Below are 21,136 nucleotides of genomic sequence, written 5' to 3'. Positions count from 1 at the left end.
AGGGGTAAGAAACCGGGAACGCACGGCCATAACGCAGCACGGAGCACCGTCCCTGGTGTTCTCGTTCAAGTAATGGCGCGCAGCATAGGAGGATTAACGTCAGATGTCTGTCAGCCTTTGCCGACAGTTGCGCAAGTTTCTGCGCGCGCATTCGCGCGATTGATTACAAGCTGTTGCGTTGCAGCGATGGCTGTTCGAATCGTACGCCCGCCAGGCCGGTCTCCATCAAGGCGCGAATATTGCCGTGGTCGCTGCCGCTCGGGGTGTTGAGTACGCTGCGGTAATGCTCACCAAAGCACAACAAGGCTTCTTCTACACTCAGGCCTTCAAGCAAGGCCAGGCCTAGGGTCTTGCACGAACCTTCATTTTGCCCGGCTGCGTTGTGCACTGCGCCATTGTCGAAGGCGCTGGGCTGATACTGGTAGTGCTCCGCGATAAACACCAGGGTCTCGGCGAAGGTGAAGTGCTCGCTGCGCAGTTTGGCGCGAAAGTCGTTGAGGAGGCTCATTACTTTTTTCCCTTGCTGAAGGCGGCCTGCTGCTCGGCGCTGGCGTCCTTCTGGTATTTAGCTTTCCACTCTGCATACGGCATGCCGTAGACCTCTTCGCGTGCCTCATCCGGTGTGACGGCAACGCCGATGTCATCGGCAGCGGCTTTAAACCATTTGGACAAGCAGTTACGGCAGAAGCCAGCCAGGTTCATCATGTCGATGTTCTGCACGTCAGGGCGTGAGCGCAGGTGGTGCACCAGGCTGCGGAAGGCGGCGGCTTCAAGTTCGAGGCGTTCTTGCTCGGTCATGGCGATGCTCTCTGAAGGCAAGCGGGAGTACGTTGGCGGCGATGATAAAAGCATGCCCGCCCGGCGGCAACGACCCGGCACAGGACGCACCGGGGATCATATAAGGCCGTTTCAGCGTTTTCTCTAGCGATGTCCAGCGAGGGTGATGGACACCGACTCGGCAAAGCGCAGGGCGTGCAGTTTATCCACTTCAACCTCGGCGTAGCGTACGTCCGGGTTGGCCATCACCAGGTCGAGAATTTCCTGGGTCATGCGCTCGAGCAGGGCGAAGCGATGCTCTTCAACATGGCGGATCACGGCCTTGGTGATAGTGCGGTAATTCAGCGCGTGGTCGATGTCGTTGTCCCGTACCGCCTCTACGGCGGGATAGAGAATGGTCAGGTTGATCAACACATCCTGCTTGTTGTTGATCTCCTCTTCCTTGATGCCAATGTAAGTGCGCAGGCGCAGGTCTTTGACGCGGATGCGGGCCATCCCAGGTTCCAGTCGCGGCATTACTTGCTCCGTCCGATCAGTTGCAGGAATTCATGGCGAGTGTTGCAGGATTCGCGGAAGGCTCCAAGCATCACCGAGGAGGTCATTACTGAGTTCTGCTTCTCCACGCCGCGCATCATCATGCACATATGCTTGGCTTCGACGACCACGGCCACGCCGGCGGCATTGGTGACCTGCTGAATCGCGTCGGCGATCTGCTTGGTAAGGTTTTCTTGGATCTGTAAGCGCCGCGCGAACATGTCGACGATGCGCGCGACCTTCGACAGGCCGAGCACCTTGCCGGTAGGAATGTAGGCGACATGGGCCTTGCCGATAAACGGCAGCATGTGATGCTCGCACAGCGAGTACAGCTCGATGTCGCGAACGATCACCATCTCGTCGTTATCGGACTCGAACAGCGCGCCGTTGACCACCTCTTCCAGGCTTTTGTGGTAGCCATTGCACAGGTATTGCATCGCCTTGGCAGCACGTTTTGGCGTGTCCAAAAGGCCTTCGCGTTCAGGGTTTTCACCGACGCCAAGAAGAATCTCACGGTAGTGATTGGGCAGTTCTGGGGTCATTGCAGGATCCTCGCGGCCGGGTTCATTTGAGATGACGGCCGCCGTTGACAGTAAGGGTTGTGCCGGTGACATAGGGGTTGTCGAGCAGGTAGCGCAAGCTTTGGTAGATCACCTGTGGCCCGGGTTCGATGCCCAGTGCCGATTTGTTGAGGGTTTTGGCGCGGTACTCGGCAGTGTCGTCCGGGTTGAACATGATCAGCGCCGGGGCGATACCGTTCACTTTGATCTGTGGGGCGAAGCGCGCAGCAAATGACAGCGTCAGGCTGTCCAGCCCGGCTTTGCTGGCGCAATAGGCGGACCGGTTGGCGCTGCCCTTGCGTGCCACGTCATCGCTGATGTGCACGATATCGGCCGGTGAGCTGCGTTCCAGCAAGGGTTGGCAATGCAGGTTGATCAAATAGGGGGCGAGCATGTGCACGCTGAATAAACGCTGAAACGCCGCAGCTTCTTCGCCAGGCGTTTCCACCAGCCAATCGGAGGCGTTGTGCACAATGGCGCGCAGGCTGTCAGTGTGTCCTTTGAGTTGTTCGATAAACCCCAGGATGCCCGCCTCATCGGCAAAATCTGCCTGTAGGGCCAGGGCACCGCGTTGCCGGAGTCGATCGATGCCGTCGCGTTCACTGCGGTAGGTCACGATCAGCGCGTGGCCGTCATCCAGCAGGCGCTCGGCACAGTACAGGCCAATACGCTGGCTAGCTCCGGTTATCAGGATAGGTGCGGCGCTGGCGCTCATGGTCGACTCGGCAGAAGGAAAAAGGTGGGTTCAGCGACGCTGCGCCGGGTTACCTGACCAGTAAGACGCGGCCTCGACTGAACCAGGAGTAAAGTTATACCAGCAATGTGCTTTGTACAACCATGCGGCCCGTGCGGGTACTGGGTCTATATGGCTTAATTTGCCTATTTCATTGAGCTGTATCGGTATTTTTTGTGGATGAGGGCTGAATAAAATTGTTTTAATCGTGTACAAGTTTGGTTTTCTTGTACAGGTATGCAGCGTATGAAGCCGTGGCAATTGAGTGTTGCAGTGCTGTTTGGGCGCGTTCTTCGTGTGGAAGTGCTCACGCTGCGCTGCTGCGGCTACAAGGTGCAGGTGATCAGTAGGGCAGGTCGCGTGCGCACGCTGGAATATGCCCCGGGCCGTCAGCTATGGCCTGGGTTGGCAATGCTTAAGGCGCGTCTGCGTGGCTGCGGTATCAGGCAAATGCTGTTGCTGCAGCCCGAGAGTCACGACGAAATTATTGGTCGCCCTGTACTGCTTGAGCCAGACCCTGGTCTGCGGATCACGTTGCGCTGATGCGCTAACGCGATTTTTTGCTGACGTCGCATGTTGCATCCTTGCAGCGACGACTCGCATCCGGGTGGGGAAGCCAGTCAAGGTGTGGCCGTAGCCGGCAAAACAATCGATAACCCAGTTCAAACAGTGGCCGCAATGCCGGCCATGTCAACGGCGTGGCCCAGTGCCCAAGGCCCGCAGCGCGCCAGCTCCATAGCGTGGCATCCAGGCCGGTGACCCACTGGCCATCAGCGAAGCGGGCGTGCAGGAGGTTCTGCAGGGTTTCGCGGCTGTATCCGACGGACTCGGGGTGAAAGTCGTTGACGCTGATATCAACCAGGCACAGCCGTTGTACATCAGCACGCTGGCGCAACAACTTGATCTCGCGGGCGCACAGCGGGCAGTCGCCATCGTAGTAGAGGGTCAGGGGCCAGCTCGGTTGCATATTCATGGTCTAACTCTTTGTATAAGTCTTGTACAAAGTATGCTGGAAATAGCTGGGTTACAATGCGGCCAACATTTTTTCTGTGATACCTGCGCCTATGTCCGATCACGTTGGTAGTGCGTCCCTCGTTTCGAGTGCTCTCAAGCAGGAAGAGTTATTTCCCATTCGTGAAGTGGCGCGCCTGACTGGTGTCAATCCGGTCACCCTGCGGGCTTGGGAGCGGCGATATGGGTTGATCCAGCCGACGCGCACCGACAGCGGTCATCGTCTGTATTCACAGGTCGATATCGAGTCGGTGCGCAGCATCCTGGCGTGGATCGAGCGCGGCGTTGCAGTTAGCAAGGTCGGTAAGATTCTGGCCAAAAGCAGTTCGATCAAATCAGCCAGCTCGCCAGTTTATGAAGAAGTCAGTGCCAGCGAGTGGGGCGAGTGGCAAGCTCAGCTCCGCCGCGCCATCAGTGCCTTTGATGAAGTGCGCCTGGATCGACTGTACGGCCAGATTTTCTCCAGCTATCCACTGCCCGTGGTGTTTCAGGACATCCTGATGCCGCTGTGGCAGGAGCTGTTGCTGCGCCAGGAGGAATACGGCCAGACCAGCGAATGGCTGTTTTTCGACACCTTCCTGCGTGCACGTACGTTGCAGCGCCTGCAGGTGTTGCGCGCTCAGGTTGAGGAACGTGTGCTGCTGGCGGCCTTGCCGGGCCACTGCCGCGAGTTGGAGCTGCTGGTGGCTGGGTTGCTGTTGAGCAGCGCCGAAACGGCGGTCAGCGTGTTGGGCCTGGGCCAGCCGTTGGAAGAGCTGACGCTGATCTGTGAAAAGATGCAGCCCCAGGCGCTCGTGCTGTTCTCCAACCAGCCGCCCACTGATGATCTACCTAAAGTGCTCTCGCGCCTTGCGCTGGCGCTGGATTGTCCGCTGGTGATGGCCGGTGACGGTGCTGACCTCGCCGAGGAAAGTCTCAGCGGCTCACCGATTGCCTGCTTGGGCAATGAAGGTCGCCTGATGCAGCGCCGCCTGCAGCAGTTTCTGGCGGGCCACCTCGATACCTGATTTCTCCACCAAGTACCCCTGAATTTGGGCGGCCTCCCGGCGGGTGGTCGCGCTTTGGCGTGCCCAGAAATTACTGTCGGTTTTAATTAGTTGTACAGCTTGTACAGAAAATTGCTTGCTATCTGGGTCTTTAGGCTATACAAAAGCTATACATTGTTTGTTTGTGTATAGCTTGTATCCATTCGTACAGCTTGAGGACTCAGCAACATGACCCAATACCGCGCACCCCTTCGTGACATGCGTTTCGTTTTTGACGAGGTGCTCGACGCTTATGCCACCTTGCAGTCGCTGCCTAGTCAGCGCGAGTTCGGAAACGATCTCGGTGGCGCCATTCTGGAAGAAGCCGCCAAATTGGCGGAGAACGTACTGGCCCCACTCAATGGCTCTGGTGATAAGCAGGGCTGTCAGTACGATCCGGAAAGTAAATCGGTTAAAGCACCGGACGGTTTCCGCGCTGCTTACCAACAGTTCGCCGAAGGCGGCTGGACCGCACTGGCCTGTACCCCCGAGTTCGGCGGTCAGGGCTTGCCCCATGTGCTGAACATGATGGTTGAGGAGATGGTTTGCTCGGCCAACCTGTCGCTTGGCATGTACCCAGGTCTGACTCATGGCGCGATCAATGCGCTGACCGCTCACGGCGCCCGTGAATTGCAGGAACGCTACCTGCCAAAACTGATCAGCGGTGAGTGGACAGGCACCATGTGCCTGACCGAGCCACAGTGCGGCACCGACCTGGGCTTGATTCGTACCCGTGCTGTTCCGCAGGCGGACGGCAGCTATGCCATCAGCGGTACCAAGATCTGGATCACCGGCGGTGAGCACGATCTGGCCGACAACATCCTGCACCTTGTATTGGCCAAGCTGCCCGATGCACCGGATAGCGTAAAAGGTATTTCACTGTTCCTGGTGCCCAAGTTCTTGGAAGACGGCAGCCGTAACCCGGCATTCTGTGGTGGCCTGGAACACAAAATGGGCATCAAGGGTTCAGCTACCTGCGTGATGAACTTCGAAGGGGCTCAGGGCTGGCTGATCGGTGAGCCGAACAAGGGCCTCAAGTGCATGTTCACTATGATGAACTCGGCGCGCTTAATGGTGGGTATGCAGGGGCTTGGCATTGCTGAAAGTGCTTACCAAATTAGCCTTGGTTTCGCCAAAGAGCGCCTGCAAAGCCGTTCGCTGTCGGGCCCGAAAGCCGCTGATAAACCTGCCGATCCAATCATTGTGCATCCGGACGTACGCCGCATGTTGCTGCGCCAGAAGGTGACCATCGAAGGGTGCCGCGCTCTGGCCTACTTCACCGGTCTGCACGAGGATGTGGCTCATGACCATGAAGACCCAGCTGTGCGTGAACAAGCCGATGATCTGGTGCAGCTGCTGACGCCGGTGGTTAAAGCCTTCCTCACCGACGAAGGCTTCAACAGTGCCAACGAAGGGTTGCAGGTACTTGGCGGCTCCGGGTTTACCGAGGACTGGGGTATTGAGCAGCTGGTGCGTGATTCACGCATCACACGAATTTATGAAGGCACCAACGGCATTCAGGCGCTTGACCTCGTGGGTCGTAAGCTAGCGCTGGGTGGAGGGCGTGCTGTGCGCAATTACTTCGCCCTTATCGAGGGTTGGCTCAAGGCGCATGCCGAGGCTGATCACGCAATGGCCGTGGGTGGTGCACTCAAGCAACTGCAGCAAGCCACGATGTGGATTGCCACCGAAGGCATGAAAGATCCTGAGCAAGCGGGTGCTGCAGCGACACCTTACTTACGTCTGTTCGCCCTCACCAGCCTGGCCTGGATGTGGGCACGCATGGCCGCGGTGGCCAAAGCCAAGCTTGCCGAAGGCAGCACAGAAACAGCCTTTTATGGCGCCAAGCTGAAGTCTGCAGACTTCTTTATGGCGCGCATCCTGACGGAAACCCACAGCCTGCTGGCCGAGGTTAAAGCTGGTAAAGCCACCTTGATGGCCTTCAGCGATGAGGAATTTGCTGCCTAAAACGACTGCGCAATCCGATAGCCACAAGTTCCGCCCATTTTCGGTTATCGGATTTTTTTATCCCTGCTGCAGGCTTTTAGCCTGCACTTTAGGCCCGCCTGATTGCGGGTCTTTTTTTGTCTGTTAGTTGCGGGTGTTGTTCAGCCGTGGCGTGCCTGTGGTTGTTGTTCGCGTAGCAGGTGTTGCTGGTAAATGTAGTGGCGCAGCTGCTCATCGCCTTGCGGGTCAAGGGTATGCAGCTGATAGGCCAGCAGACCGTCTGCGGTTTCGCGGACAAAGACCCCCGATACGGCAATCGGTGCGTGTTCATCCATGGGCAACACCAGGTGAAAGCTCTTGGGTGCCTTGCGCTGTGCGCGATGTTCGATCAGTGCACCGTTCGCAGACAACTGATGAATCCACAGGTCACTCGGCTGTGTGTTGGGCTTATACAGCGGTAACGGCTCGGGCAGGGGTGAGCGCCATGCACGGTTGATCTCGCCTTCATCGATGATCTGCGGCGCACCCAGCTGCAGGCAGGGTGCGTTGCGTTCATCCTGGCTAAGGTGCAGGTTGAAGGTGAGGTGCTGGTTGGCGATGTGCGCATGCAGGCTCAGCTGTTCATTGGCCGCACACTGCGACAGCAGTTCGCTGAGCTGTTTGCCCAGGTCAACCGGCACGCCCGTTTGTCTGGGCGGCACGCTGTTCGTGGGCTGATGCAGCTGGCGGATAAAGGCCAGTTCGGCCTGAGTCAGAAGTGCTTGTTCTTGCATGGGAGCGGTCTATATCAAGCTCTGGAGCTGTTGTGACCGCTGATCTGGGGATTAGTTAGTGCCGGTCGTCGCCTGCAAACGTGCCAGCTCGGCTTTGAGGACGGCCATCTCGGCTTCCAGCTCTTTGACCCGTTCCTGGGCTAGCACTTGTTCGGTGACGTTTTTCTGGATGCCGATGTAGTAGGTCAGCTGGTCGGCGTCATTAACCACCGGGGTGATTGATAGCTCGTTCCAGAATGGGCTGCCGTCCTTGCGGTAATTGCGGATGATCTGCCGGCATGGACGGTGGGCTTTGACCGCCTCGCGGATGGCATCCAGGCCTGCTTGATCACGGTCGCCAGCCTGCAGAAAGCGACAATCCTGATAAAGGATGTCTTCGCTGGCGTAACCCGTGAGTTTTTCAAAGGCGGGGTTGGCATAGATCAGGATGTTGTCGTCACCTTCCTGTTCGGCCACCACGATGCCGTCGTTGGAGGCGTTGATCACCAGTTGCAGCAGTTTGGCGTTGATCATGAGGCGATTTCCCAGTCTATGTCGGCTGCATTCTAAAACATCCGGGCGGTCTGTCTACTTGCGGCATAATGCCGTGCTTATCGATTTGGTTCTGACTGTTTCGGAGTTCTGCATGAAAATCGCCATCCTTTCCGGCTCGGTGTACGGCACCGCTGAGGAAGTTGCCCGCCACGCCGAGCGTCTGCTCAAGGCCGCCGGCCATGAGGCCTGGCACAACCCGCGCGCCAGTCTGGCGGACATTCAGGCGTTTGCTCCTGAAGCTTTTCTGGCGGTGACGTCGACCACCGGCATGGGCGAATTGCCGGATAACCTGCAGCCCTTGTACTACGCCATTCGTGATCATCTGCCGGCCTGGAGTGGTCTGCCGGGCGGGGTAATTGCCCTGGGCGACTCCAGCTATGGCGACACCTTCTGCGGTGGTGGCGAGCTGGTGCGCGAGCTGTATGCCGAACTGGGCATCCGTGAGGTGCAGCCGATGCTGCGCCTGGACAGCAGCGAAAGCGTGACTCCGGAAACCGACGCCGAGCCCTGGCTGGCGGACTTTATTGCGGCGCTGCACGGCTGATGCACCCGCGCGCGCAAGAGCTGATCACGGCGCTGCAACTTCAGGCGCATCCGGAAGGTGGCTATTACCGCCGCCTGTATGAATCGTCTGCGCAGCTTGACGGTGGCCGTCTGTGCGGCACGGCGATCATCTTTCTGCTTCCTGCCGGCGCGGTCAGCCGTTGGCACCGGGTGGATGCCGACGAGCTCTGGCACTTTTATGAAGGCGCGCCGCTGGAGCTGCTGGTCGCCGAGCAGCCCGATGCCTTGCGCTGTGCGCGCTTGGGCCCGGTGGCCATCGGTCAGCTGCCGCAGCGTTTAGTGCCAGCACATGCCTGGCAGGCGGCGCGCAGCACCGGGGCGTTTACCCTGGTGGGTTGTACGGTGACGCCGGGTTTCGACTTCGCTGGCTTCCAGTTGCTCAGCGATGACCCTCAGGCCCAGCGCGACTGGCCCATGCTCGCGCAGCTGCATCCCGAACTGGTTTGACCTGCAAGGCCACCATGCTGGCCGCTAGAGCGACTCACCTTTGCGGCATCCCTCGCTAGACTCCTTGGCACTTCAATAACAAAAGCCGAGGAATTCATCATGACCGTTGCCCACGCACTGCCTGTTGTCAGCCTCAAGGATCAGGTGTCTGCTGCCGAATGGCAGACCCGCGTAGACCTTGCCGCTTGTTACCGGCTTATTGCCCTGTATGGCTGGGATGACCTGATCTTCACCCACATCTCGGCGAAGATCCCCGGCAGCGAAGACTTCCTGATCAACCCCTATGGTTTGATGTTCCATGAGATCACCGCCTCCAGCCTGGTGAAGATCGACCTGGCCGGCAACAAGCTGATGGACAGCCCGTTCGACATCAACCCCGCCGGCTACACCATCCACAGCGCCGTGCACGAGGTGCGCCACGATGTTGGTTGCGTGCTGCATATCCACACCCCGCAGGGGATTGCCGTATCCGCGCAAAAGCAGGGTTTGCTGCCACTGTCGCAGCAGTCGCTGTTCGTTCTCGCCAGCCTGGCCTATCACGGCTATGAAGGGGTGGCGCTGAACCATGACGAGAAGTCGCGGCTGCAGGCGGACCTTGGCGACAAGAACTTTATGATCCTGCCCAACCATGGCTTGCTTACCGCTTTCGGCAGCATCGCCGATGCCTTCCTCGGCATGTTTACCCTGCAGCGCGCCTGCGAGATTCAGGTGATGGCGCAGAGTGGCGGGGCGGAGCTGATCCATATCCCGCAACAGGTCCTCGACGGTGCCCGGGCGATGATTGCCGGCGTGATGAAAAGTCCGCAGGGCATGGGTGGCGCTTTGCCGTGGCCGGCGCTGCTGCGCAAGCTGGATCAACAGATGCCAGGTTACGCAGCATGACGGCGCTGCCAGGGATTGCCCTGGCGGATTGGCGCAGTGCGGGGCTGACCTTTAGCTTTAACGGCCATGGCATCCGCTACTGGACGGCCGGTCAGGGCGAGCCGCTGTTGCTGATTCACGGCTTTCCGACCGCCAGCTGGGACTGGCATTACCTGTGGGCTTCACTGGCTGAGCGTTACCAGGTAATTGCCTGCGACATGCTCGGCTTTGGTGACTCGGCCAAACCCCGTGGACATGCCTACAGCCTGCTGGAACAGGCTGATCTGCAACAGGCGCAGCTGGCGCATCTGGGGATTGGTCAGCCAGTGCATGTGCTGGCCCACGACTACGGCGACAGCGTGGCGCAGGAGCTGCTGGCACGGCATCAGAACGGGCGCGTACAACTCGCCAGTTGTGTCTTTCTCAATGGCGGGCTGTTTCCGGAAACCCACCATCCGGTATTGGTGCAGAAGCTGCTACTCAGCCCCATCGGCCCGCTGATTGGCCGGCTATTCAGCCGCCAGAAGCTGGCGCAGAGTTTTGCCAAAGTGTTCGGCCCACAGACCCAGCCCAGTGAGCGTGAATTGGATGACTTCTGGAGCCTGATCGCCGCCCACAACGGCCCGGCGGTGATGCACCGCTTGATCCGCTATATGCCCGAGCGCCGCGTCAACCGCGACCGCTGGGTGGCGGCGATGCAGTCCACGGCGGTGCCGATGCGGGTGATCGATGGCGCAGTCGACCCGATTTCCGGGGCGCATATGGTGGCGCGTTACCGCGAGCTGATCCCCCAGCCCGACACTGTGCTGCTGGACGGCATTGGTCATTATCCGCAGACCGAGGCCCCAGCTCAGGTGCTGGCGCATTACCTGCAATTCCGTGAAGGGCTGGAGGCCACATAATGCAACGACGTACTGTCCTGAAAGGTGCCGCCCTCGGTGGTGTGGCTGCGCTGGGCGCGGGCTTCTGGGCATTGCCCAGCGGCGAGGCGCCAGCCGCAGTCAGCCTGGATGCGGCCCTGCAGCTTTTGGCCGGTTTGGTCGATCAGCCATTGCGCAGCCTCAAGGGTTGGAGCCCGGCCGAAGTGTTCAACCATTGTGCGCAGAGCATCGAGTATTCCATCAGCGGTTATCCCGAACTCAAGCCGGGTTGGTTCCGTAGCAGCGTTGGCCCGCTGGCCTTTAGCGTATTTGCCGCGCGTGGGGCGATGCGTCATCCGCTGAATGAGGCCATTCCCGGAGCTGCCCCGCTGAATGCGCCAGCCACGCAAGCCCACGCGCTACAGCGTTTGCAGCAAGCCTTTGCCGATTTCGCTGCGTATCAGGGCGAGCTGCAGCCGCACTTTGCCTATGGCGTTCTTAGCCATGCCGATTACGCCCAGGCCCATGTGCTGCATCTTTACAACCACTTGAGCCTGATCCGCCCGGCCTGACTATCCCGCTGCTTTATTGCGCACCATTCAGCGCTGCGCGTAGCTATTGTGACCAGAGCGCGACTGCTGGACACTCGGCGCATTGTTAATCTGCCGAGGAATGCTGCATGAGCGACGCCATCCGTTTTCAAGATCAGGTTGTAATCGTCACAGGGGCCGGCGGCGGCCTGGGCCGCGCCCATGCGCTGTTGTTCGCCAAGCACGGTGCCAAGGTGGTGGTGAATGACTTGGGCGGCAGCACCCACGGTGAAGGCGCCAATGCCTCGGCGGCCGATAAGGTGGTTGAGGAAATCCGCGCAGCGGGCGGCACCGCTGTGGCCAACCACTACTCAGTGACCGACGGCGAGAAGATCGTGCAGTGCGCCCTGGACACCTTTGGCCGCATCGATGTGGTGGTGAATAACGCCGGTATCCTGCGCGACAAGACCTTCCACAAGATGGAAGACGCCGACTGGGACCTGGTTTACAAAGTCCACGTCGAAGGTGCCTACAAGGTCACCCGCGCCGCCTGGCCGCATATGCGTGAGCAGGGTTATGGTCGGGTGATTTTCACCGCATCCACGTCGGGCATTTACGGCAACTTCGGTCAGTCCAACTACGGCATGGCCAAGCTCGGCCTGTACGGCCTGACCCGCACCCTGGCCCTCGAAGGGCGCAAGAACAACATCCTGGTCAACGCCATCGCGCCGACTGGCGGCACGCGCATGACCGAAGGCCTGATTCCGCCGCAAGTGTTCGAGCAGCTCAAACCTGAGCTGGTCAGCCCGCTGGTGGTGTACCTGGCGAGCAACGCCTGCGAAGAAACCTCCGGCCTGTTCGAAGTCGGCGGTGGCTGGATGGGCAAAGTGCGTTGGGAGCGCAGCCTGGGTGCCGGCTTCGATCCGCGTGAAGGCTACAGCCCGGAAGATGTGGCGGCCAACTTCGCGCAGATCTGTGACTTCGAGGGCGCGGCCCATCCGAAGGACAATATCGAAGCGATGAAAGAGATGATGGCCAACCTGCAGAAGTTCGCCCTCTGATTGCGCCACTCTGGCGGGGAGATCGGTCAGCAGGCTGATTTCCACCGCGCAGGGCTTTAAGGTGAAGGCCGGCTAAATGCCGGCCTTCGGCTTTTTAGGGAGCAGGTTATGCGCGTCATTATCGAAAAAAACGGCCCGGTCACCACCCTGATCATCAACCGCGCTGAGGTGCGCAATGCAGTCGACCGGCCGACGGCTGAGGCACTGGCCGCGGCATTGCGGGCTTTTGAAGCGGATGAACAGGCGCGGGTGGCGGTGTTGACTGGCGCGGGTGGGACTTTCTGCGCGGGCGCTGATCTGGGTGCGGTGGCCGCAGGCGCTGAGCGCGCCAATCGCCTGGAAACCGAGGGTGATGGGCCGATGGGGCCGAGCCGCATGCAGCTGAGCAAACCGCTGATTGCCGCCATCGAAGGCCATGCGGTGGCCGGTGGCCTGGAGCTGGCGCTGCTCGCCGACCTGCGGGTGATGGCCGATAACGCCGTACTTGGGGTGTTCTGCCGGCGCTTTGGCGTGCCGCTGATCGACGGCGGCACCGTGCGTTTGCCACGGATTATCGGCCAGGGCCGCGCGCTGGATCTGATTCTCACCGGTCGCCCGGTAGTGGCCGAGGAAGCGCTGAACATAGGCCTGGTCAATCGGGTGGTCGCAGCCGGTAGCGCGTTGGCTGCAGCGCAGCAACTGGCACTGGAGATTGCCGGCTTCCCACAACGCTGCATGCTGGCCGACCGCGCCAGCGCTTATGCGCAGTGGGATCTGCCTTTTGGGCAGGCGCTGGGCAACGAGTTTGCAGGCGGCATGGCGGTGATCGCCAGTGGCGAAACCCAGGCCGGCGCGCAGCGCTTCAAGGATGGTACAGGGCGCCACGGCAGCTTTTGACCGCCGCGTTTAACCCTTGCCCGGAATCCCGTATTTGCGCAGACGCATGGCAATCGCGCTGTGCGAGGTGTGCAGACGGGTCGCCAGTTGCCGGGTCGAGGGATGGCTGGGATACAGCTTTTCCAGCAGGGCTTTTTCGAATTCGTCCACAGCCGCTTCCAGGCTGCTGACTTCGCCTTCGGCCTGCTGCGCTGCTACTGCGGTGCCAGCGATATCCAGATCATCGATCTGCACCAGATTGCTTTCGCAGATCGCCGCAGCGCGGAAGATCACGTTCTGCAATTGACGCACATTGCCCGGCCAGCGATTGCCCAGCAGCGCCGGGTAGGTGTCCGGCGTCAGGCGGCAGGGCAGGCGTTGGATCTGCGCGCAGGCCTGCTGCATAAAGTGCCGCGCCAGCAGCAGGATGTCCTGACCTCGTTCGCGCAGTGGCGGCACCTCCAGGTTGAGCACGTTGAGGCGATAGAACAGGTCCTCACGGAACGCGCCCTCGTTGACCATCTTTTCCAGGTCGCGGTGGGTGGCGCTGAGGATACGCACATTCACCTTGACCTCGCTCTGCCCGCCGACTCGGCGGAAGCTGCCGTCGCTGAGAAAGCGCAGCAGCTTGGCCTGCAGGTACGGTGACATTTCGCCGATTTCATCGAGAAACACCGTGCCCTGGTTGGCCAGCTCCAACAGCCCCGGCTTGCCGCCGCGCTGGGCTCCGGTAAAGGCGCCGGGGGCGTAGCCGAACAGCTCGCTTTCGGCGAGGTTCTCCGGCAATGCCGCACAGTTAAGCGCGAGAAATGGCGCGGTGCGTCGCGTGCTGATGGCATGGCAGGCGCGCGCCACCAGCTCTTTGCCGGTGCCGGTTTCGCCCTGGATCAGCAGCGGCGCATCCAGGGTGGCAACGCGCTGGGCGCGGGTTTTCAGGCTGCGAATCGGCGTGGAGTCGCCGAGCAGCGAGTCGAAACCCTCGGCATGGTCGTGGTGCAGCGCCGCCAGGCGTTCGCCGATACGGCTCGGCGCATACAGGCTGAGCAGGCCGCCGGCCAAATGCCGAGCGCCGCCGTCAACGCCTTCGGTGATCGGCTGCGCATCCAGCAGCAGGGCCTGGCCCTTGAGCGTGACCTCACGCATCGGCAGGCGGAAACCCTGGTCGAGCAGCGCCTGGTGCAGATCGTTGTCGGCGAACAATTCACCAATGCCCAGGCCATCAGGCTGTTGACCACAGAGTTCGATCAGCGCCGGGTTGGCCAGCAACACGCGGCCCTGGCTGTCGACCGCCAACACTGGGTCGGTCATGGCCGCGAGCAGGGCGTCGAGTTGCAGATGCCGGCGCTGGCCCGGGAGGATGTCGACGATGGTCACCGCCTGTACGCCACGCACCTTGAACAGCGCCTCGCGCAGCTCGTCGAGCACATCGGGGCTCAAGGTCGGCGCGTCGATATAGACATTCGGCGGCACCATTTCCACCGCATCCAGATTGAGATTGCGCCCACCGAGCAGCGCCAGCACTTCCTGGGTGATGCCAACGCGGTCGATAAAGGTGACGTGAATACGCATGGAAACGGGCGGCCGACTGGTTTACAGGTGCGCCAGTATGCCCGGTCTGTGGGGCTTAGTTAACCGAGGGGCGCTCAACCGCACGTCAGGCGAATGATCACTTCGCTTTCATCGATATCGATGTTCAGGCGCTGCGGGTTGTAATCCATGGTCGCGGCGTCGCCGGGGGCGAGCACGCGGAGGGTTTTGGCGTTGGCCTGCTGCTGCACCTGCTCGATCAGCTCGCTGCTGGCGGTCTGACCGAGTACGCCATGAACCTGCTCGACATTGCAGTCGCCGCTGATTTCGGCGCTTGGTTGGGCGGGCTGCTGTGAGCTGCAACCGGCCAGTAGGGCGAGGAGGCTGAGGCCGGTGAGGGCGTGACGAAGTGCCATGTTCTATTTCCTTGTCTGCATAAAACTCGGGTCAGCCTAGCAGCCGTATCCGTTGTAGCTCAACGTTGGGCTGCTCAATCCGTGCAGGTTACTGCATCAGCATTTCCGCAAGCCCGGCCAACTTCCCTACAATTGCGCTTTTCCCCAGAGCAGGAGGTTCTGTGCAAGCGGTGATCTCGATTCAACAGCTGAGCAAGACCTACGCCAGCGGCCATCCGGCGCTGCAGGACATCAACCTGGATATTCGCCCCGGCGAGATCTTTGCGCTGCTCGGCCCCAATGGCGCGGGCAAGACCACCCTGATCAGCATCATCTGCGGCATCGTCAATCCAGGCGGAGGGCGGGTGCTGGTGGGCGGCCAGGACATCATCAAGGACTACCGCGCCTCGCGCTCGCAGATCGGGCTGGTGCCGCAGGAACTGGTCAGCGATGTGTTCGAGACCGTCTGGGCGACGGTGAAATTCAGCCGTGGCCTGTTCGGCAAGAAGCCCGATCCGGCCTATCTGGAGCAACTGCTCAAGGACCTGTCGCTGTGGGACAAGCGCGATGCGAAGATTTTCGAGCTGTCCGGCGGCATGAAGCGCCGCGTGATGATCGCCAAGGCGCTGAGCCACGAGCCACAGATTCTGTTCCTCGACGAACCCACGGCAGGCGTTGACGTCGAGCTGCGTCGCGATATGTGGAACATGGTGCGCCGTCTGCGTGAGCGCGGTGTGACCATCATTCTCACCACCCATTACATCGAAGAGGCCGAGGAAATGGCCGACCGCATCGGGGTGATCAGCAAGGGGCGGATCATTCTGGTGGAAGACAAGCAGGCGCTGATGCACAAGCTCGGCAAGAAGCAGCTGACCCTGCAGCTGCAGCAGCCGCTGGCGAGCATCCCCGCCGAGCTTGCGCGCTACCCGCTGGAGCTGATCGACGAGGGCCACGCCCTGGTGTTCACCTTCGACACCCAGAGCGAGCACACCGGCATCGCCGAACTGCTCAAGGACCTGGCCCAGCACGGCATCGACTTCAAGGATTTGCAGTCCAGCCAGAGTTCGCTGGAAGAAATCTTTGTGTCTTTGGTCAAGGAGTCGCGCGCATGAATTTCTACGCAATCCGTGCCATCTACCTGTTCGAACTGGCGCGCACCTGGCGCACCTTGCTGCAGAGCATCGCCACCCCGGTGATCAGCACCTCGCTGTATTTTGTGGTATTCGGTTCGGCCATCGGTTCGAGCATGACCCAGGTGCAGGGCGTCAGTTACGGCGCGTTTATCGTGCCGGGGCTGATCATGCTGGCGCTGCTGACCGAGAGCATTTCCAACGCCTCGTTCGGCATCTACATGCCCAAGTATTCGGGGAGTATCTACGAGCTACTGTCGGCGCCGGTGTCCTACCTGGAAATCCTCATCGGCTATGTCGGCGCGGCGGCCACCAAGTCGATCATTCTCGGCCTGGTGATCCTGATTACCGCGCGGCTGTTCGTCGATTTCGAGATTCTCCACCCGCTGTGGATGCTGGCGTTTCTGGTGCTTACCGCACTGACCTTCAGCCTGTTCGGCTTCATCATCGGCGTGTGGGCCGATGGCTGGGAGAAGTTGCAGGTGGTGCCAGCGCTGATCGTCACGCCATTGACCTTCCTAGGAGGCGCGTTCTACTCGATCAGCATGCTGCCACCGGCCTGGCAGACGGTGACCCTGTTCAACCCGGTGGTGTACCTGATCAGCGCGTTCCGCTGGAGTTTCTACGGCGTGTCCGACGTCAACGTCGGCCTGAGTTTGGCGATGATTCTCGGCTTTCTGCTGCTGTGCATCCTGGCTGTGGGCTTTATCTTCAAAACCGGTTATCGGCTGAAAAGCTGAAGCGCGCTTGATGCGCTAGGGTGAAATGGTTCTTGCTGCGCGGCAGGTGCATCACGCAGCCACTGCCGTTATGGAGTGTAATGCAATGGACCATTCTGCCGCCTTGCCGGCTCTGCTGGCGCTTCTCTACCGCGATGAATCGCGCGCGTGCTGGCCACCCTGATTCGTCTGCTGGGCGATTTCGACCTGGTCGATGACGCGCCGCTTCTCAATCGCCGCCTGGGCCGCGTCCAGCCTGCCCGTGATTCCTATCTGCGGGCATTGCAACTGGCGCAGCAGGGCACTGATCGGCAGTTTCTGCAGATGCGCCTGGACGAGTTGCCGACCGGCTAAGCCGATATCCGCCTGGCGGATAAGCGCAGCTTGGCTACCGTTGGCCAGGCCTGAAAATATTTTGGACGGCGCTGTCGATTCAGCGTCGCGCCAATCGATTAGTCAGTAACCGCGCCGCATCCCCGGAGAACGCCATGAAATTCCCGTGCTTGGTCTACAGCAACGAGCATGCGCTGCATCACTCGCCTGACAGCACGCGTTACGAGGAATGTTTCGCCTACGCCGAGTCGGTGGCGCAGAGCGGCCGCATGCTCGCCGCCGAAGCGCTGGAATCGGTGCAGACAGCCACCACGGTGCGCATGCGCGGCGGCAAGCGGTCGATCACCGACGGGCCGTTTGCCGAAACCAAAGAGCAACTGGCCGGTTTCTATCTGGTCGAGGCCCGCGACCTGAGCGAAGCCATCCAGCTGGCCGGGCATATTCCGGCGGCGCGCGTCGGTTGTGTGGAAGTCCGCCCGGTGCGCGAGCTGCAGGTTTGACCCCACCACGAGAGCAAGGAGCGTAGAAATGAGCAGCACTCAAGCACAGATTCAACAGCAATTGGACTCCTGGGCCACCGCCTGCCGCAGCAAGGATGTCAGCCAGATCATGCGCCATTACGCCGAGGATGTGGTGGCCTACGATGCCATTGGCCCGCTGCGCTTTGTTGGCCGTGAGACCTATCAGGCGCACTGGCAGGCCTGCATGGAAACGTGCCCCGGCCCGGGCTTGTTCGAGATTCATCAGCCGAGTTTTTTGCTCAGTGGCGAGCTGGCCATGGTGCACTACCTGTTCCACTGCGGCGGAACCGATGACCAGGGCGTATTGCACAGTAGCTGGATGCGCGTCAGCCAGTGTTTCCGCCTGCTGGGAGGGCAATGGTTGATCGCCCACGAGCATTTCTCCATGCCGGGCGACATGGAAAGCGGAAAAATTTTGTTTGATTTGCAGCCCTAGTCTTGTAACTCACGAGGGGCAAGGGTTTGAGCACTTCTACAGCATGAATATTGCACATTTGTGGCTGCGACCAACGTCTTAGGGGTTGCCTACAGGGGGGCTTAGTGGCGTAGGCTGGAGTTGTCGCCTTGCTTGGCGACGCTTTCGCGAACAGTTGAAGAAGGAAAGCTTTATGCAAATCCAAGTTCACAGCGATAACCACATCGAAGGCAGTGCTCGTCTGGTTGAGTGGGTGAGTGCCAGTGTTTCCAGCAAACTGGAGCGCTTCGATGACGAGTTGACCCGCATCGTTGTCCACCTGCATGACGACAACGGCGCCAAAGCCGGCGCGCACGACAAACGCTGCCAGATCGAAGCACGGCCAAAAGGCCTGCAACCTATTTCCGTCACCCACAAGGCCGAGTCACTGGAACAGGCCATCGACGGCTCCATCGAAAAACTGCACCACGCCCTTGAGCATCAATTCGGCAAACTGCGCAGCAAGCGCGTCACGCCACTGCACGCCGATGAGGCGAACGATATTCCCGGTCAGGACGCATTGCTGGAAGAGGACTTCCTTGCCGAGGAACGTCTGCGCGCTGTCTAGGTAAACATCACGGGCAACCGGCCAGACTGGCTGCCCATCAACCCATCACACGCGCCCCCGCAGGTTTCTGCGGGGGCGCTGTCGTTTCAGGGCCTCACTAAGTGGTGCGCTGCCTGCCAGCGGCAACAGCCTGCCTGAGGCGGCAAAGCGTTTCCTCTTCGTTCAAGGCTTAGTGCGCAGAAAGCCCGGTTTTACTGGCGTGTAGGTGGTTGGCCCATATTCTGCAGAAATGCCTGCCAGCTGACCTATGCAGGGATTCGCCATGACCAGTATTTCCAACAACTCGCCTCTGGCGAGCTACTTTGCCAACACCGCCAAACCCACGACGGATGGCGCTGCGGCCAGTGCCAACAGCAAGGACAAACCCGCTGCGGCCACTGACCCGCTTGCGGAAATTCGCCGCTTTGCCAGCGGCATGGTGGCCAACAGCCGCGGCGGATTGTTGCGCGCGATGAACGCTGAAAGCAGCGGTGCCAGTAACGCGATTGCCAGTGATCGCTTCCGCCCGGTAACCGAGCAGGCCAGCGATACGTCGAAAATTGCCTTGCCGGATGTCGCTGAACTGGACCGTGACGATGCGGCCAAACTGCTGGCGCAAATCAACAAGCTGGTCGACGCCGGCCTGGACAAGACCGACAGCTTTGTGGGTTACAACGGCGACAAACAGACAGAGTCGTTGACCACCTACCGTGATTGGCTGCAGGCCAGGGGCGGCGTCAGTATTTACGTCTAAGCATTCAGCCGTTGATATTGCCGTCGGGCGTCCAGCCCGTTGGGCTGGTTTCAGCGCGCGAGGTGCGCCAAGATCACCCGAACACATTGATGGACATGCCAGTGAGCCTGTTCAGGTCGAGGGGGATTATGGCTAGCAAGAGTTTTATTCGGGCGATCGTCGCCCCGGGGTTGGCGCTGCTGTGCGCTGCGGGTGCACAAGCCGCCGAGGACGCGCAACTGGTTGGGCTGATCAACAGCTACCGCAGCGAAGTGCAGCGGTGTGGCGAGCAGGTTTCTGCCGAGCTGCCGCCGCTGACGGCAGATCCACGCTTGGTGCAACCGGTAGGACGCGCGGGGGATCTGCAGCAAGCGATGAGCGCCGCCGGCTACCCGATGGTCAACGTGCAGGCCATCAGCCTGTCCGGCCCGCGTGACGCGGCGGCGGCGCTGAACGTGCTGCGGGAGAGCTTCTGCACGATTGTGCTGGACCCGCAGTTTGTCGATATCGGCGTCAATCAGCAGGGCCGCGAGTGGCGCATTCTGCTGGCCCGACCGCTGCTCACCGCACGCCTGGGCGACTGGCAGGCGGAAGGGCAGAAGCTGCTTGAGCAGCTCAACAGTGCGCGCAGCACCGCGCGTCAGTGCGGTAATCAACCCTTTGCCGCCGCTGCGCCGCTGACCTGGAATGCCACCCTGGGCAGTACCGCTGAAGCTCACAGCCGCGCCATGGCCAACGGCAACTTCTTTGACCACCAAGACCCTGATGGCCGCACCCCCGGCGATCGTGCGGAGCTGGCGGGTTACAGCGGCCAACGTGTCGGCGAGAACATCGCTGCCGGGCTTGATACCGCCAGCAAAGTGATCGCCGGCTGGCTGGCCAGCCCGGGGCACTGCGCCAACCTGATGAACCCGCAGTTCAGCGAATTGGGCGCGGCCTACGCCAACGACCCGAAAAGCGATGCCGGGATCTACTGGACGGCGCTGTTTGGCGCGCCGTAACGCCGCCGAGCGTGCCCAGACAGCCGGTCGTGTGCGGACCCGCGTTGCCTAACGCGCCATGCGTTCTGACTCAGCAAGGTGAACACGCTGTTCACCTTGCGCCAGGTCACCTGCGTAATCAGCCCAGTACCCGCGCCAGATGCTGCTCGTAGCGGGCGATATCTGTTTCGATGGCCGGGCGCTTCATCACGTCGACGCAGAGGAAGGTCGGCAGGGCGCTCATGCCGAGGAACTGGTTGGCCTTATGGAATGGGAAGTAGACGGCGTCCACGCCTTTGCCTTCAAAGAAGTCGCTCGGGTCATCGAAGGCCTGCTGCGGGGCGTTCCAGGTCAGTGACAGCATGTACTGCTTACCCTGGATCAGGCCGCCGCTGCCGTATTTCTGCGAGGCGTCCGAGCGGGTGCGGCCGTCGCTGGCATAGAGGCTGCCGTGGCCTTCGGTAAACACCTCATCAATGTACTTTTTCACCGTCCAGGGCGCGCCCATCCACCAGCCCGGCATTTGATAAATGATCACGTCGGCCCAGAGAAACTTCTGCACTTCCTCAGCGATGTCGTAACCGCTGTCGATGTGGGTGTGCTTGAGGTCGAAACCTGCGTGGTCGAGAAAGGCCAGCGCGGTGTCGTGCAGGGTGGCGTTGTAGCGGCCGTCGGAGTGGGCGAACTGTTTACCGCCGTTGAGCAGCAGAATCTTCTTCATGGCA

At 60.6% G+C, this 21,136-nt stretch carries 28 protein-coding genes and 1 pseudogene; 18 read left to right on the top strand and 11 right to left on the bottom strand.

Features of this window, described 5'->3' with window-relative positions:
• Nucleotides 1-163: 163 nt before the first annotated feature.
• The 5 genes from ALTER154_RS14915 to folM form a co-directional block, all read right to left on the bottom strand.
• Entirely contained in the window at nt 164-508 is a 345-nt protein-coding gene (locus ALTER154_RS14915) for a HopJ type III effector protein (RefSeq protein WP_160088189.1), read from the bottom strand.
• Nucleotides 508-798 carry a DUF1244 domain-containing protein gene (locus ALTER154_RS14910; RefSeq protein ID WP_090251667.1) on the bottom strand — a complete coding sequence of 97 codons (291 nt, stop codon included), beginning with the start codon at nt 796-798 and terminating at the stop codon, nt 508-510. Before ALTER154_RS14910 ends, ALTER154_RS14915 begins: the two co-directional genes overlap by 1 nt.
• A gap of 123 nt (nt 799-921) precedes the next feature.
• Nucleotides 922-1,293 carry a dihydroneopterin triphosphate 2'-epimerase gene (gene folX, locus ALTER154_RS14905; protein WP_090251669.1) on the bottom strand — a complete coding sequence of 124 codons (372 nt, stop codon included), beginning with the start codon at nt 1,291-1,293 and terminating at the stop codon, nt 922-924.
• Nucleotides 1,293-1,853 carry a GTP cyclohydrolase I FolE gene (gene folE, locus ALTER154_RS14900; protein ID WP_090251672.1) on the bottom strand — a complete coding sequence of 187 codons (561 nt, stop codon included), beginning with the start codon at nt 1,851-1,853 and terminating at the stop codon, nt 1,293-1,295. Before folE ends, folX begins: the two co-directional genes overlap by 1 nt.
• Before the next feature lie 22 nt (nt 1,854-1,875).
• Complete coding sequence (gene folM / locus ALTER154_RS14895) at nt 1,876-2,586, bottom strand: dihydromonapterin reductase (RefSeq protein WP_160088187.1); 711 nt, start codon at nt 2,584-2,586, stop codon at nt 1,876-1,878.
• Between the two features lie 264 nt (nt 2,587-2,850).
• Here folM and ALTER154_RS14890 point away from each other — a divergent pair, with 264 nt between their 5' ends.
• Nucleotides 2,851-3,147: a hypothetical protein gene (locus ALTER154_RS14890; RefSeq protein WP_256665644.1), complete on the top strand. Its 297-nt coding sequence runs from the start codon at nt 2,851-2,853 to the stop codon at nt 3,145-3,147.
• Between the two features lie 4 nt (nt 3,148-3,151).
• Here the strand turns inward: ALTER154_RS14890 and ALTER154_RS14885 are convergent, their stop codons facing one another.
• Complete coding sequence (locus ALTER154_RS14885) at nt 3,152-3,577, bottom strand: thiol-disulfide oxidoreductase DCC family protein (RefSeq protein ID WP_090251679.1); 426 nt, start codon at nt 3,575-3,577, stop codon at nt 3,152-3,154.
• Nucleotides 3,578-3,668: 91 nt separating this feature from the next.
• Here ALTER154_RS14885 and ALTER154_RS14880 point away from each other — a divergent pair, with 91 nt between their 5' ends.
• A complete protein-coding gene (locus tag ALTER154_RS14880) occupies nt 3,669-4,622 on the top strand; it encodes a MerR family transcriptional regulator (protein WP_160088183.1) in 954 nt (317 codons plus the stop codon).
• A 207-nt stretch (nt 4,623-4,829) separates the two neighbouring features.
• Nucleotides 4,830-6,608, top strand: coding sequence for an acyl-CoA dehydrogenase C-terminal domain-containing protein (locus tag ALTER154_RS14875; protein WP_160088181.1), 1,779 nt, complete (start codon nt 4,830-4,832; stop codon nt 6,606-6,608).
• A gap of 140 nt (nt 6,609-6,748) precedes the next feature.
• Here the strand turns inward: ALTER154_RS14875 and ALTER154_RS14870 are convergent, their stop codons facing one another.
• Entirely contained in the window at nt 6,749-7,360 is a 612-nt protein-coding gene (locus ALTER154_RS14870) for a hypothetical protein (protein WP_160088179.1), read from the bottom strand.
• A 51-nt stretch (nt 7,361-7,411) separates the two neighbouring features.
• Nucleotides 7,412-7,873 (bottom strand): PAS domain-containing protein, encoded by a 462-nt coding sequence (locus tag ALTER154_RS14865; protein ID WP_090251690.1) that lies wholly within the window; start codon nt 7,871-7,873, stop codon nt 7,412-7,414.
• A 112-nt stretch (nt 7,874-7,985) separates the two neighbouring features.
• Between ALTER154_RS14865 and ALTER154_RS14860 the strand changes: the two genes are divergently transcribed.
• The 7 genes from ALTER154_RS14860 (at nt 7,986) to ALTER154_RS14830 (ending at nt 13,093) form a co-directional block, all read left to right on the top strand.
• Nucleotides 7,986-8,438: a flavodoxin gene (locus ALTER154_RS14860; protein ID WP_160088178.1), complete on the top strand. Its 453-nt coding sequence runs from the start codon at nt 7,986-7,988 to the stop codon at nt 8,436-8,438.
• Nucleotides 8,438-8,905, top strand: coding sequence for a cupin domain-containing protein (locus tag ALTER154_RS14855; RefSeq protein ID WP_160088176.1), 468 nt, complete (start codon nt 8,438-8,440; stop codon nt 8,903-8,905). The genes ALTER154_RS14860 and ALTER154_RS14855 overlap by 1 nt, the downstream gene beginning before the upstream one ends.
• A gap of 99 nt (nt 8,906-9,004) precedes the next feature.
• The gene (locus ALTER154_RS14850; RefSeq protein ID WP_108489704.1) at nt 9,005-9,787 is read left to right on the top strand and encodes a class II aldolase/adducin family protein; all 783 of its coding nucleotides are present in this window, start codon (nt 9,005-9,007) and stop codon (nt 9,785-9,787) included.
• Entirely contained in the window at nt 9,784-10,668 is an 885-nt protein-coding gene (locus ALTER154_RS14845) for an alpha/beta fold hydrolase (RefSeq protein WP_160088174.1), read from the top strand. The genes ALTER154_RS14850 and ALTER154_RS14845 overlap by 4 nt, the downstream gene beginning before the upstream one ends.
• A complete protein-coding gene (locus ALTER154_RS14840; RefSeq protein ID WP_160088172.1) occupies nt 10,668-11,198 on the top strand; it encodes a DUF1569 domain-containing protein in 531 nt (176 codons plus the stop codon). The genes ALTER154_RS14845 and ALTER154_RS14840 overlap by 1 nt, the downstream gene beginning before the upstream one ends.
• A gap of 107 nt (nt 11,199-11,305) precedes the next feature.
• Nucleotides 11,306-12,217, top strand: a complete 912-nt coding sequence (locus tag ALTER154_RS14835; protein ID WP_160088170.1) for an SDR family oxidoreductase — start codon at nt 11,306-11,308, stop codon at nt 12,215-12,217.
• Nucleotides 12,218-12,325: 108 nt separating this feature from the next.
• Nucleotides 12,326-13,093: a crotonase/enoyl-CoA hydratase family protein gene (locus ALTER154_RS14830; protein ID WP_160088168.1), complete on the top strand. Its 768-nt coding sequence runs from the start codon at nt 12,326-12,328 to the stop codon at nt 13,091-13,093.
• Between the two features lie 9 nt (nt 13,094-13,102).
• On the opposite strand, the gene ALTER154_RS14825 is transcribed toward ALTER154_RS14830, so the two are convergent.
• Together ALTER154_RS14825 and ALTER154_RS14820 are read right to left on the bottom strand one after the other, a co-directional pair.
• Nucleotides 13,103-14,641 carry a sigma-54-dependent transcriptional regulator gene (locus ALTER154_RS14825; RefSeq protein WP_160088166.1) on the bottom strand — a complete coding sequence of 513 codons (1,539 nt, stop codon included), beginning with the start codon at nt 14,639-14,641 and terminating at the stop codon, nt 13,103-13,105.
• A gap of 74 nt (nt 14,642-14,715) precedes the next feature.
• Nucleotides 14,716-15,015 (bottom strand): I78 family peptidase inhibitor, encoded by a 300-nt coding sequence (locus ALTER154_RS14820; protein ID WP_090251717.1) that lies wholly within the window; start codon nt 15,013-15,015, stop codon nt 14,716-14,718.
• A 161-nt stretch (nt 15,016-15,176) separates the two neighbouring features.
• Here ALTER154_RS14820 and ALTER154_RS14815 point away from each other — a divergent pair, with 161 nt between their 5' ends.
• The 8 genes and pseudogenes from ALTER154_RS14815 to ALTER154_RS14780 all read left to right on the top strand — a co-directional run bounded on the left by ALTER154_RS14815 (nt 15,177) and on the right by ALTER154_RS14780 (nt 20,432).
• Nucleotides 15,177-16,106 carry an ABC transporter ATP-binding protein gene (locus ALTER154_RS14815; protein WP_160088164.1) on the top strand — a complete coding sequence of 310 codons (930 nt, stop codon included), beginning with the start codon at nt 15,177-15,179 and terminating at the stop codon, nt 16,104-16,106.
• Nucleotides 16,103-16,864, top strand: coding sequence for an ABC transporter permease (locus ALTER154_RS14810; protein WP_090375288.1), 762 nt, complete (start codon nt 16,103-16,105; stop codon nt 16,862-16,864). The genes ALTER154_RS14815 and ALTER154_RS14810 overlap by 4 nt, the downstream gene beginning before the upstream one ends.
• A gap of 85 nt (nt 16,865-16,949) precedes the next feature.
• Nucleotides 16,950-17,065 (top strand): annotated as a pseudogene (locus tag ALTER154_RS21330) (hypothetical protein); the annotation flags it as partial.
• Nucleotides 17,066-17,331: 266 nt separating this feature from the next.
• Nucleotides 17,332-17,676 carry a YciI family protein gene (locus ALTER154_RS14800; protein ID WP_160088160.1) on the top strand — a complete coding sequence of 115 codons (345 nt, stop codon included), beginning with the start codon at nt 17,332-17,334 and terminating at the stop codon, nt 17,674-17,676.
• Nucleotides 17,677-17,704: 28 nt separating this feature from the next.
• A complete protein-coding gene (locus ALTER154_RS14795) occupies nt 17,705-18,133 on the top strand; it encodes a nuclear transport factor 2 family protein (protein ID WP_160088158.1) in 429 nt (142 codons plus the stop codon).
• Nucleotides 18,134-18,305: 172 nt separating this feature from the next.
• Nucleotides 18,306-18,719 carry an HPF/RaiA family ribosome-associated protein gene (locus ALTER154_RS14790; RefSeq protein ID WP_090251725.1) on the top strand — a complete coding sequence of 138 codons (414 nt, stop codon included), beginning with the start codon at nt 18,306-18,308 and terminating at the stop codon, nt 18,717-18,719.
• Between the two features lie 262 nt (nt 18,720-18,981).
• Nucleotides 18,982-19,452 carry a hypothetical protein gene (locus ALTER154_RS14785; RefSeq protein WP_160088156.1) on the top strand — a complete coding sequence of 157 codons (471 nt, stop codon included), beginning with the start codon at nt 18,982-18,984 and terminating at the stop codon, nt 19,450-19,452.
• Between the two features lie 128 nt (nt 19,453-19,580).
• The gene (locus ALTER154_RS14780; RefSeq protein WP_160088154.1) at nt 19,581-20,432 is read left to right on the top strand and encodes a CAP domain-containing protein; all 852 of its coding nucleotides are present in this window, start codon (nt 19,581-19,583) and stop codon (nt 20,430-20,432) included.
• Nucleotides 20,433-20,550: 118 nt separating this feature from the next.
• Here ALTER154_RS14780 and ALTER154_RS14775 read toward each other — a convergent pair whose 3' ends face one another.
• On the bottom strand, nt 20,551-21,132 hold the full coding sequence (locus ALTER154_RS14775; RefSeq protein ID WP_160088152.1) for an NAD(P)H-dependent oxidoreductase: 582 nt from the start codon (nt 21,130-21,132) through the stop codon (nt 20,551-20,553).
• Nucleotides 21,133-21,136 lie beyond the last annotated feature (4 nt).

Origin of the sequence: Pseudomonas sp. 9AZ, assembly GCF_902506525.1 — a bacterium.
Classification (GTDB): domain Bacteria; phylum Pseudomonadota; class Gammaproteobacteria; order Pseudomonadales; family Pseudomonadaceae; genus Aquipseudomonas; species Aquipseudomonas peli.
Note: the sequence above shows the minus strand (reverse complement) of the source record. Positions and strands in the feature narration are given on the sequence as shown.

Excerpts from the sequence above, each read along its gene's own strand:
- ALTER154_RS14915 (WP_160088189.1), bottom strand. The coding sequence starts at position 508 with ATGAGCCTCCTCAACGACTTTCGCGCCAAACTGCGCAGCGAGCACTTC.
- ALTER154_RS14910 (WP_090251667.1), bottom strand. The coding sequence starts at position 798 with ATGACCGAGCAAGAACGCCTCGAACTTGAAGCCGCCGCCTTCCGCAGC.
- folX (WP_090251669.1), bottom strand. The coding sequence starts at position 1,293 with ATGCCGCGACTGGAACCTGGGATGGCCCGCATCCGCGTCAAAGACCTG.
- folE (WP_090251672.1), bottom strand. The coding sequence starts at position 1,853 with ATGACCCCAGAACTGCCCAATCACTACCGTGAGATTCTTCTTGGCGTC.
- folM (WP_160088187.1), bottom strand. The coding sequence starts at position 2,586 with ATGAGCGCCAGCGCCGCACCTATCCTGATAACCGGAGCTAGCCAGCGT.
- ALTER154_RS14890 (WP_256665644.1), top strand. The coding sequence starts at position 2,851 with ATGAAGCCGTGGCAATTGAGTGTTGCAGTGCTGTTTGGGCGCGTTCTT.
- ALTER154_RS14885 (WP_090251679.1), bottom strand. The coding sequence starts at position 3,577 with ATGAATATGCAACCGAGCTGGCCCCTGACCCTCTACTACGATGGCGAC.
- ALTER154_RS14880 (WP_160088183.1), top strand. The coding sequence starts at position 3,669 with ATGTCCGATCACGTTGGTAGTGCGTCCCTCGTTTCGAGTGCTCTCAAG.
- ALTER154_RS14875 (WP_160088181.1), top strand. The coding sequence starts at position 4,830 with ATGACCCAATACCGCGCACCCCTTCGTGACATGCGTTTCGTTTTTGAC.
- ALTER154_RS14870 (WP_160088179.1), bottom strand. The coding sequence starts at position 7,360 with ATGCAAGAACAAGCACTTCTGACTCAGGCCGAACTGGCCTTTATCCGC.
- ALTER154_RS14865 (WP_090251690.1), bottom strand. The coding sequence starts at position 7,873 with ATGATCAACGCCAAACTGCTGCAACTGGTGATCAACGCCTCCAACGAC.
- ALTER154_RS14860 (WP_160088178.1), top strand. The coding sequence starts at position 7,986 with ATGAAAATCGCCATCCTTTCCGGCTCGGTGTACGGCACCGCTGAGGAA.
- ALTER154_RS14855 (WP_160088176.1), top strand. The coding sequence starts at position 8,438 with ATGCACCCGCGCGCGCAAGAGCTGATCACGGCGCTGCAACTTCAGGCG.
- ALTER154_RS14850 (WP_108489704.1), top strand. The coding sequence starts at position 9,005 with ATGACCGTTGCCCACGCACTGCCTGTTGTCAGCCTCAAGGATCAGGTG.
- ALTER154_RS14845 (WP_160088174.1), top strand. The coding sequence starts at position 9,784 with ATGACGGCGCTGCCAGGGATTGCCCTGGCGGATTGGCGCAGTGCGGGG.
- ALTER154_RS14840 (WP_160088172.1), top strand. The coding sequence starts at position 10,668 with ATGCAACGACGTACTGTCCTGAAAGGTGCCGCCCTCGGTGGTGTGGCT.
- ALTER154_RS14835 (WP_160088170.1), top strand. The coding sequence starts at position 11,306 with ATGAGCGACGCCATCCGTTTTCAAGATCAGGTTGTAATCGTCACAGGG.
- ALTER154_RS14830 (WP_160088168.1), top strand. The coding sequence starts at position 12,326 with ATGCGCGTCATTATCGAAAAAAACGGCCCGGTCACCACCCTGATCATC.
- ALTER154_RS14825 (WP_160088166.1), bottom strand. The coding sequence starts at position 14,641 with ATGCGTATTCACGTCACCTTTATCGACCGCGTTGGCATCACCCAGGAA.
- ALTER154_RS14820 (WP_090251717.1), bottom strand. The coding sequence starts at position 15,015 with ATGGCACTTCGTCACGCCCTCACCGGCCTCAGCCTCCTCGCCCTACTG.
- ALTER154_RS14810 (WP_090375288.1), top strand. The coding sequence starts at position 16,103 with ATGAATTTCTACGCAATCCGTGCCATCTACCTGTTCGAACTGGCGCGC.
- ALTER154_RS14800 (WP_160088160.1), top strand. The coding sequence starts at position 17,332 with ATGAAATTCCCGTGCTTGGTCTACAGCAACGAGCATGCGCTGCATCAC.
- ALTER154_RS14795 (WP_160088158.1), top strand. The coding sequence starts at position 17,705 with ATGAGCAGCACTCAAGCACAGATTCAACAGCAATTGGACTCCTGGGCC.
- ALTER154_RS14790 (WP_090251725.1), top strand. The coding sequence starts at position 18,306 with ATGCAAATCCAAGTTCACAGCGATAACCACATCGAAGGCAGTGCTCGT.
- ALTER154_RS14785 (WP_160088156.1), top strand. The coding sequence starts at position 18,982 with ATGACCAGTATTTCCAACAACTCGCCTCTGGCGAGCTACTTTGCCAAC.
- ALTER154_RS14780 (WP_160088154.1), top strand. The coding sequence starts at position 19,581 with ATGGCTAGCAAGAGTTTTATTCGGGCGATCGTCGCCCCGGGGTTGGCG.
- ALTER154_RS14775 (WP_160088152.1), bottom strand. The coding sequence starts at position 21,132 with ATGAAGAAGATTCTGCTGCTCAACGGCGGTAAACAGTTCGCCCACTCC.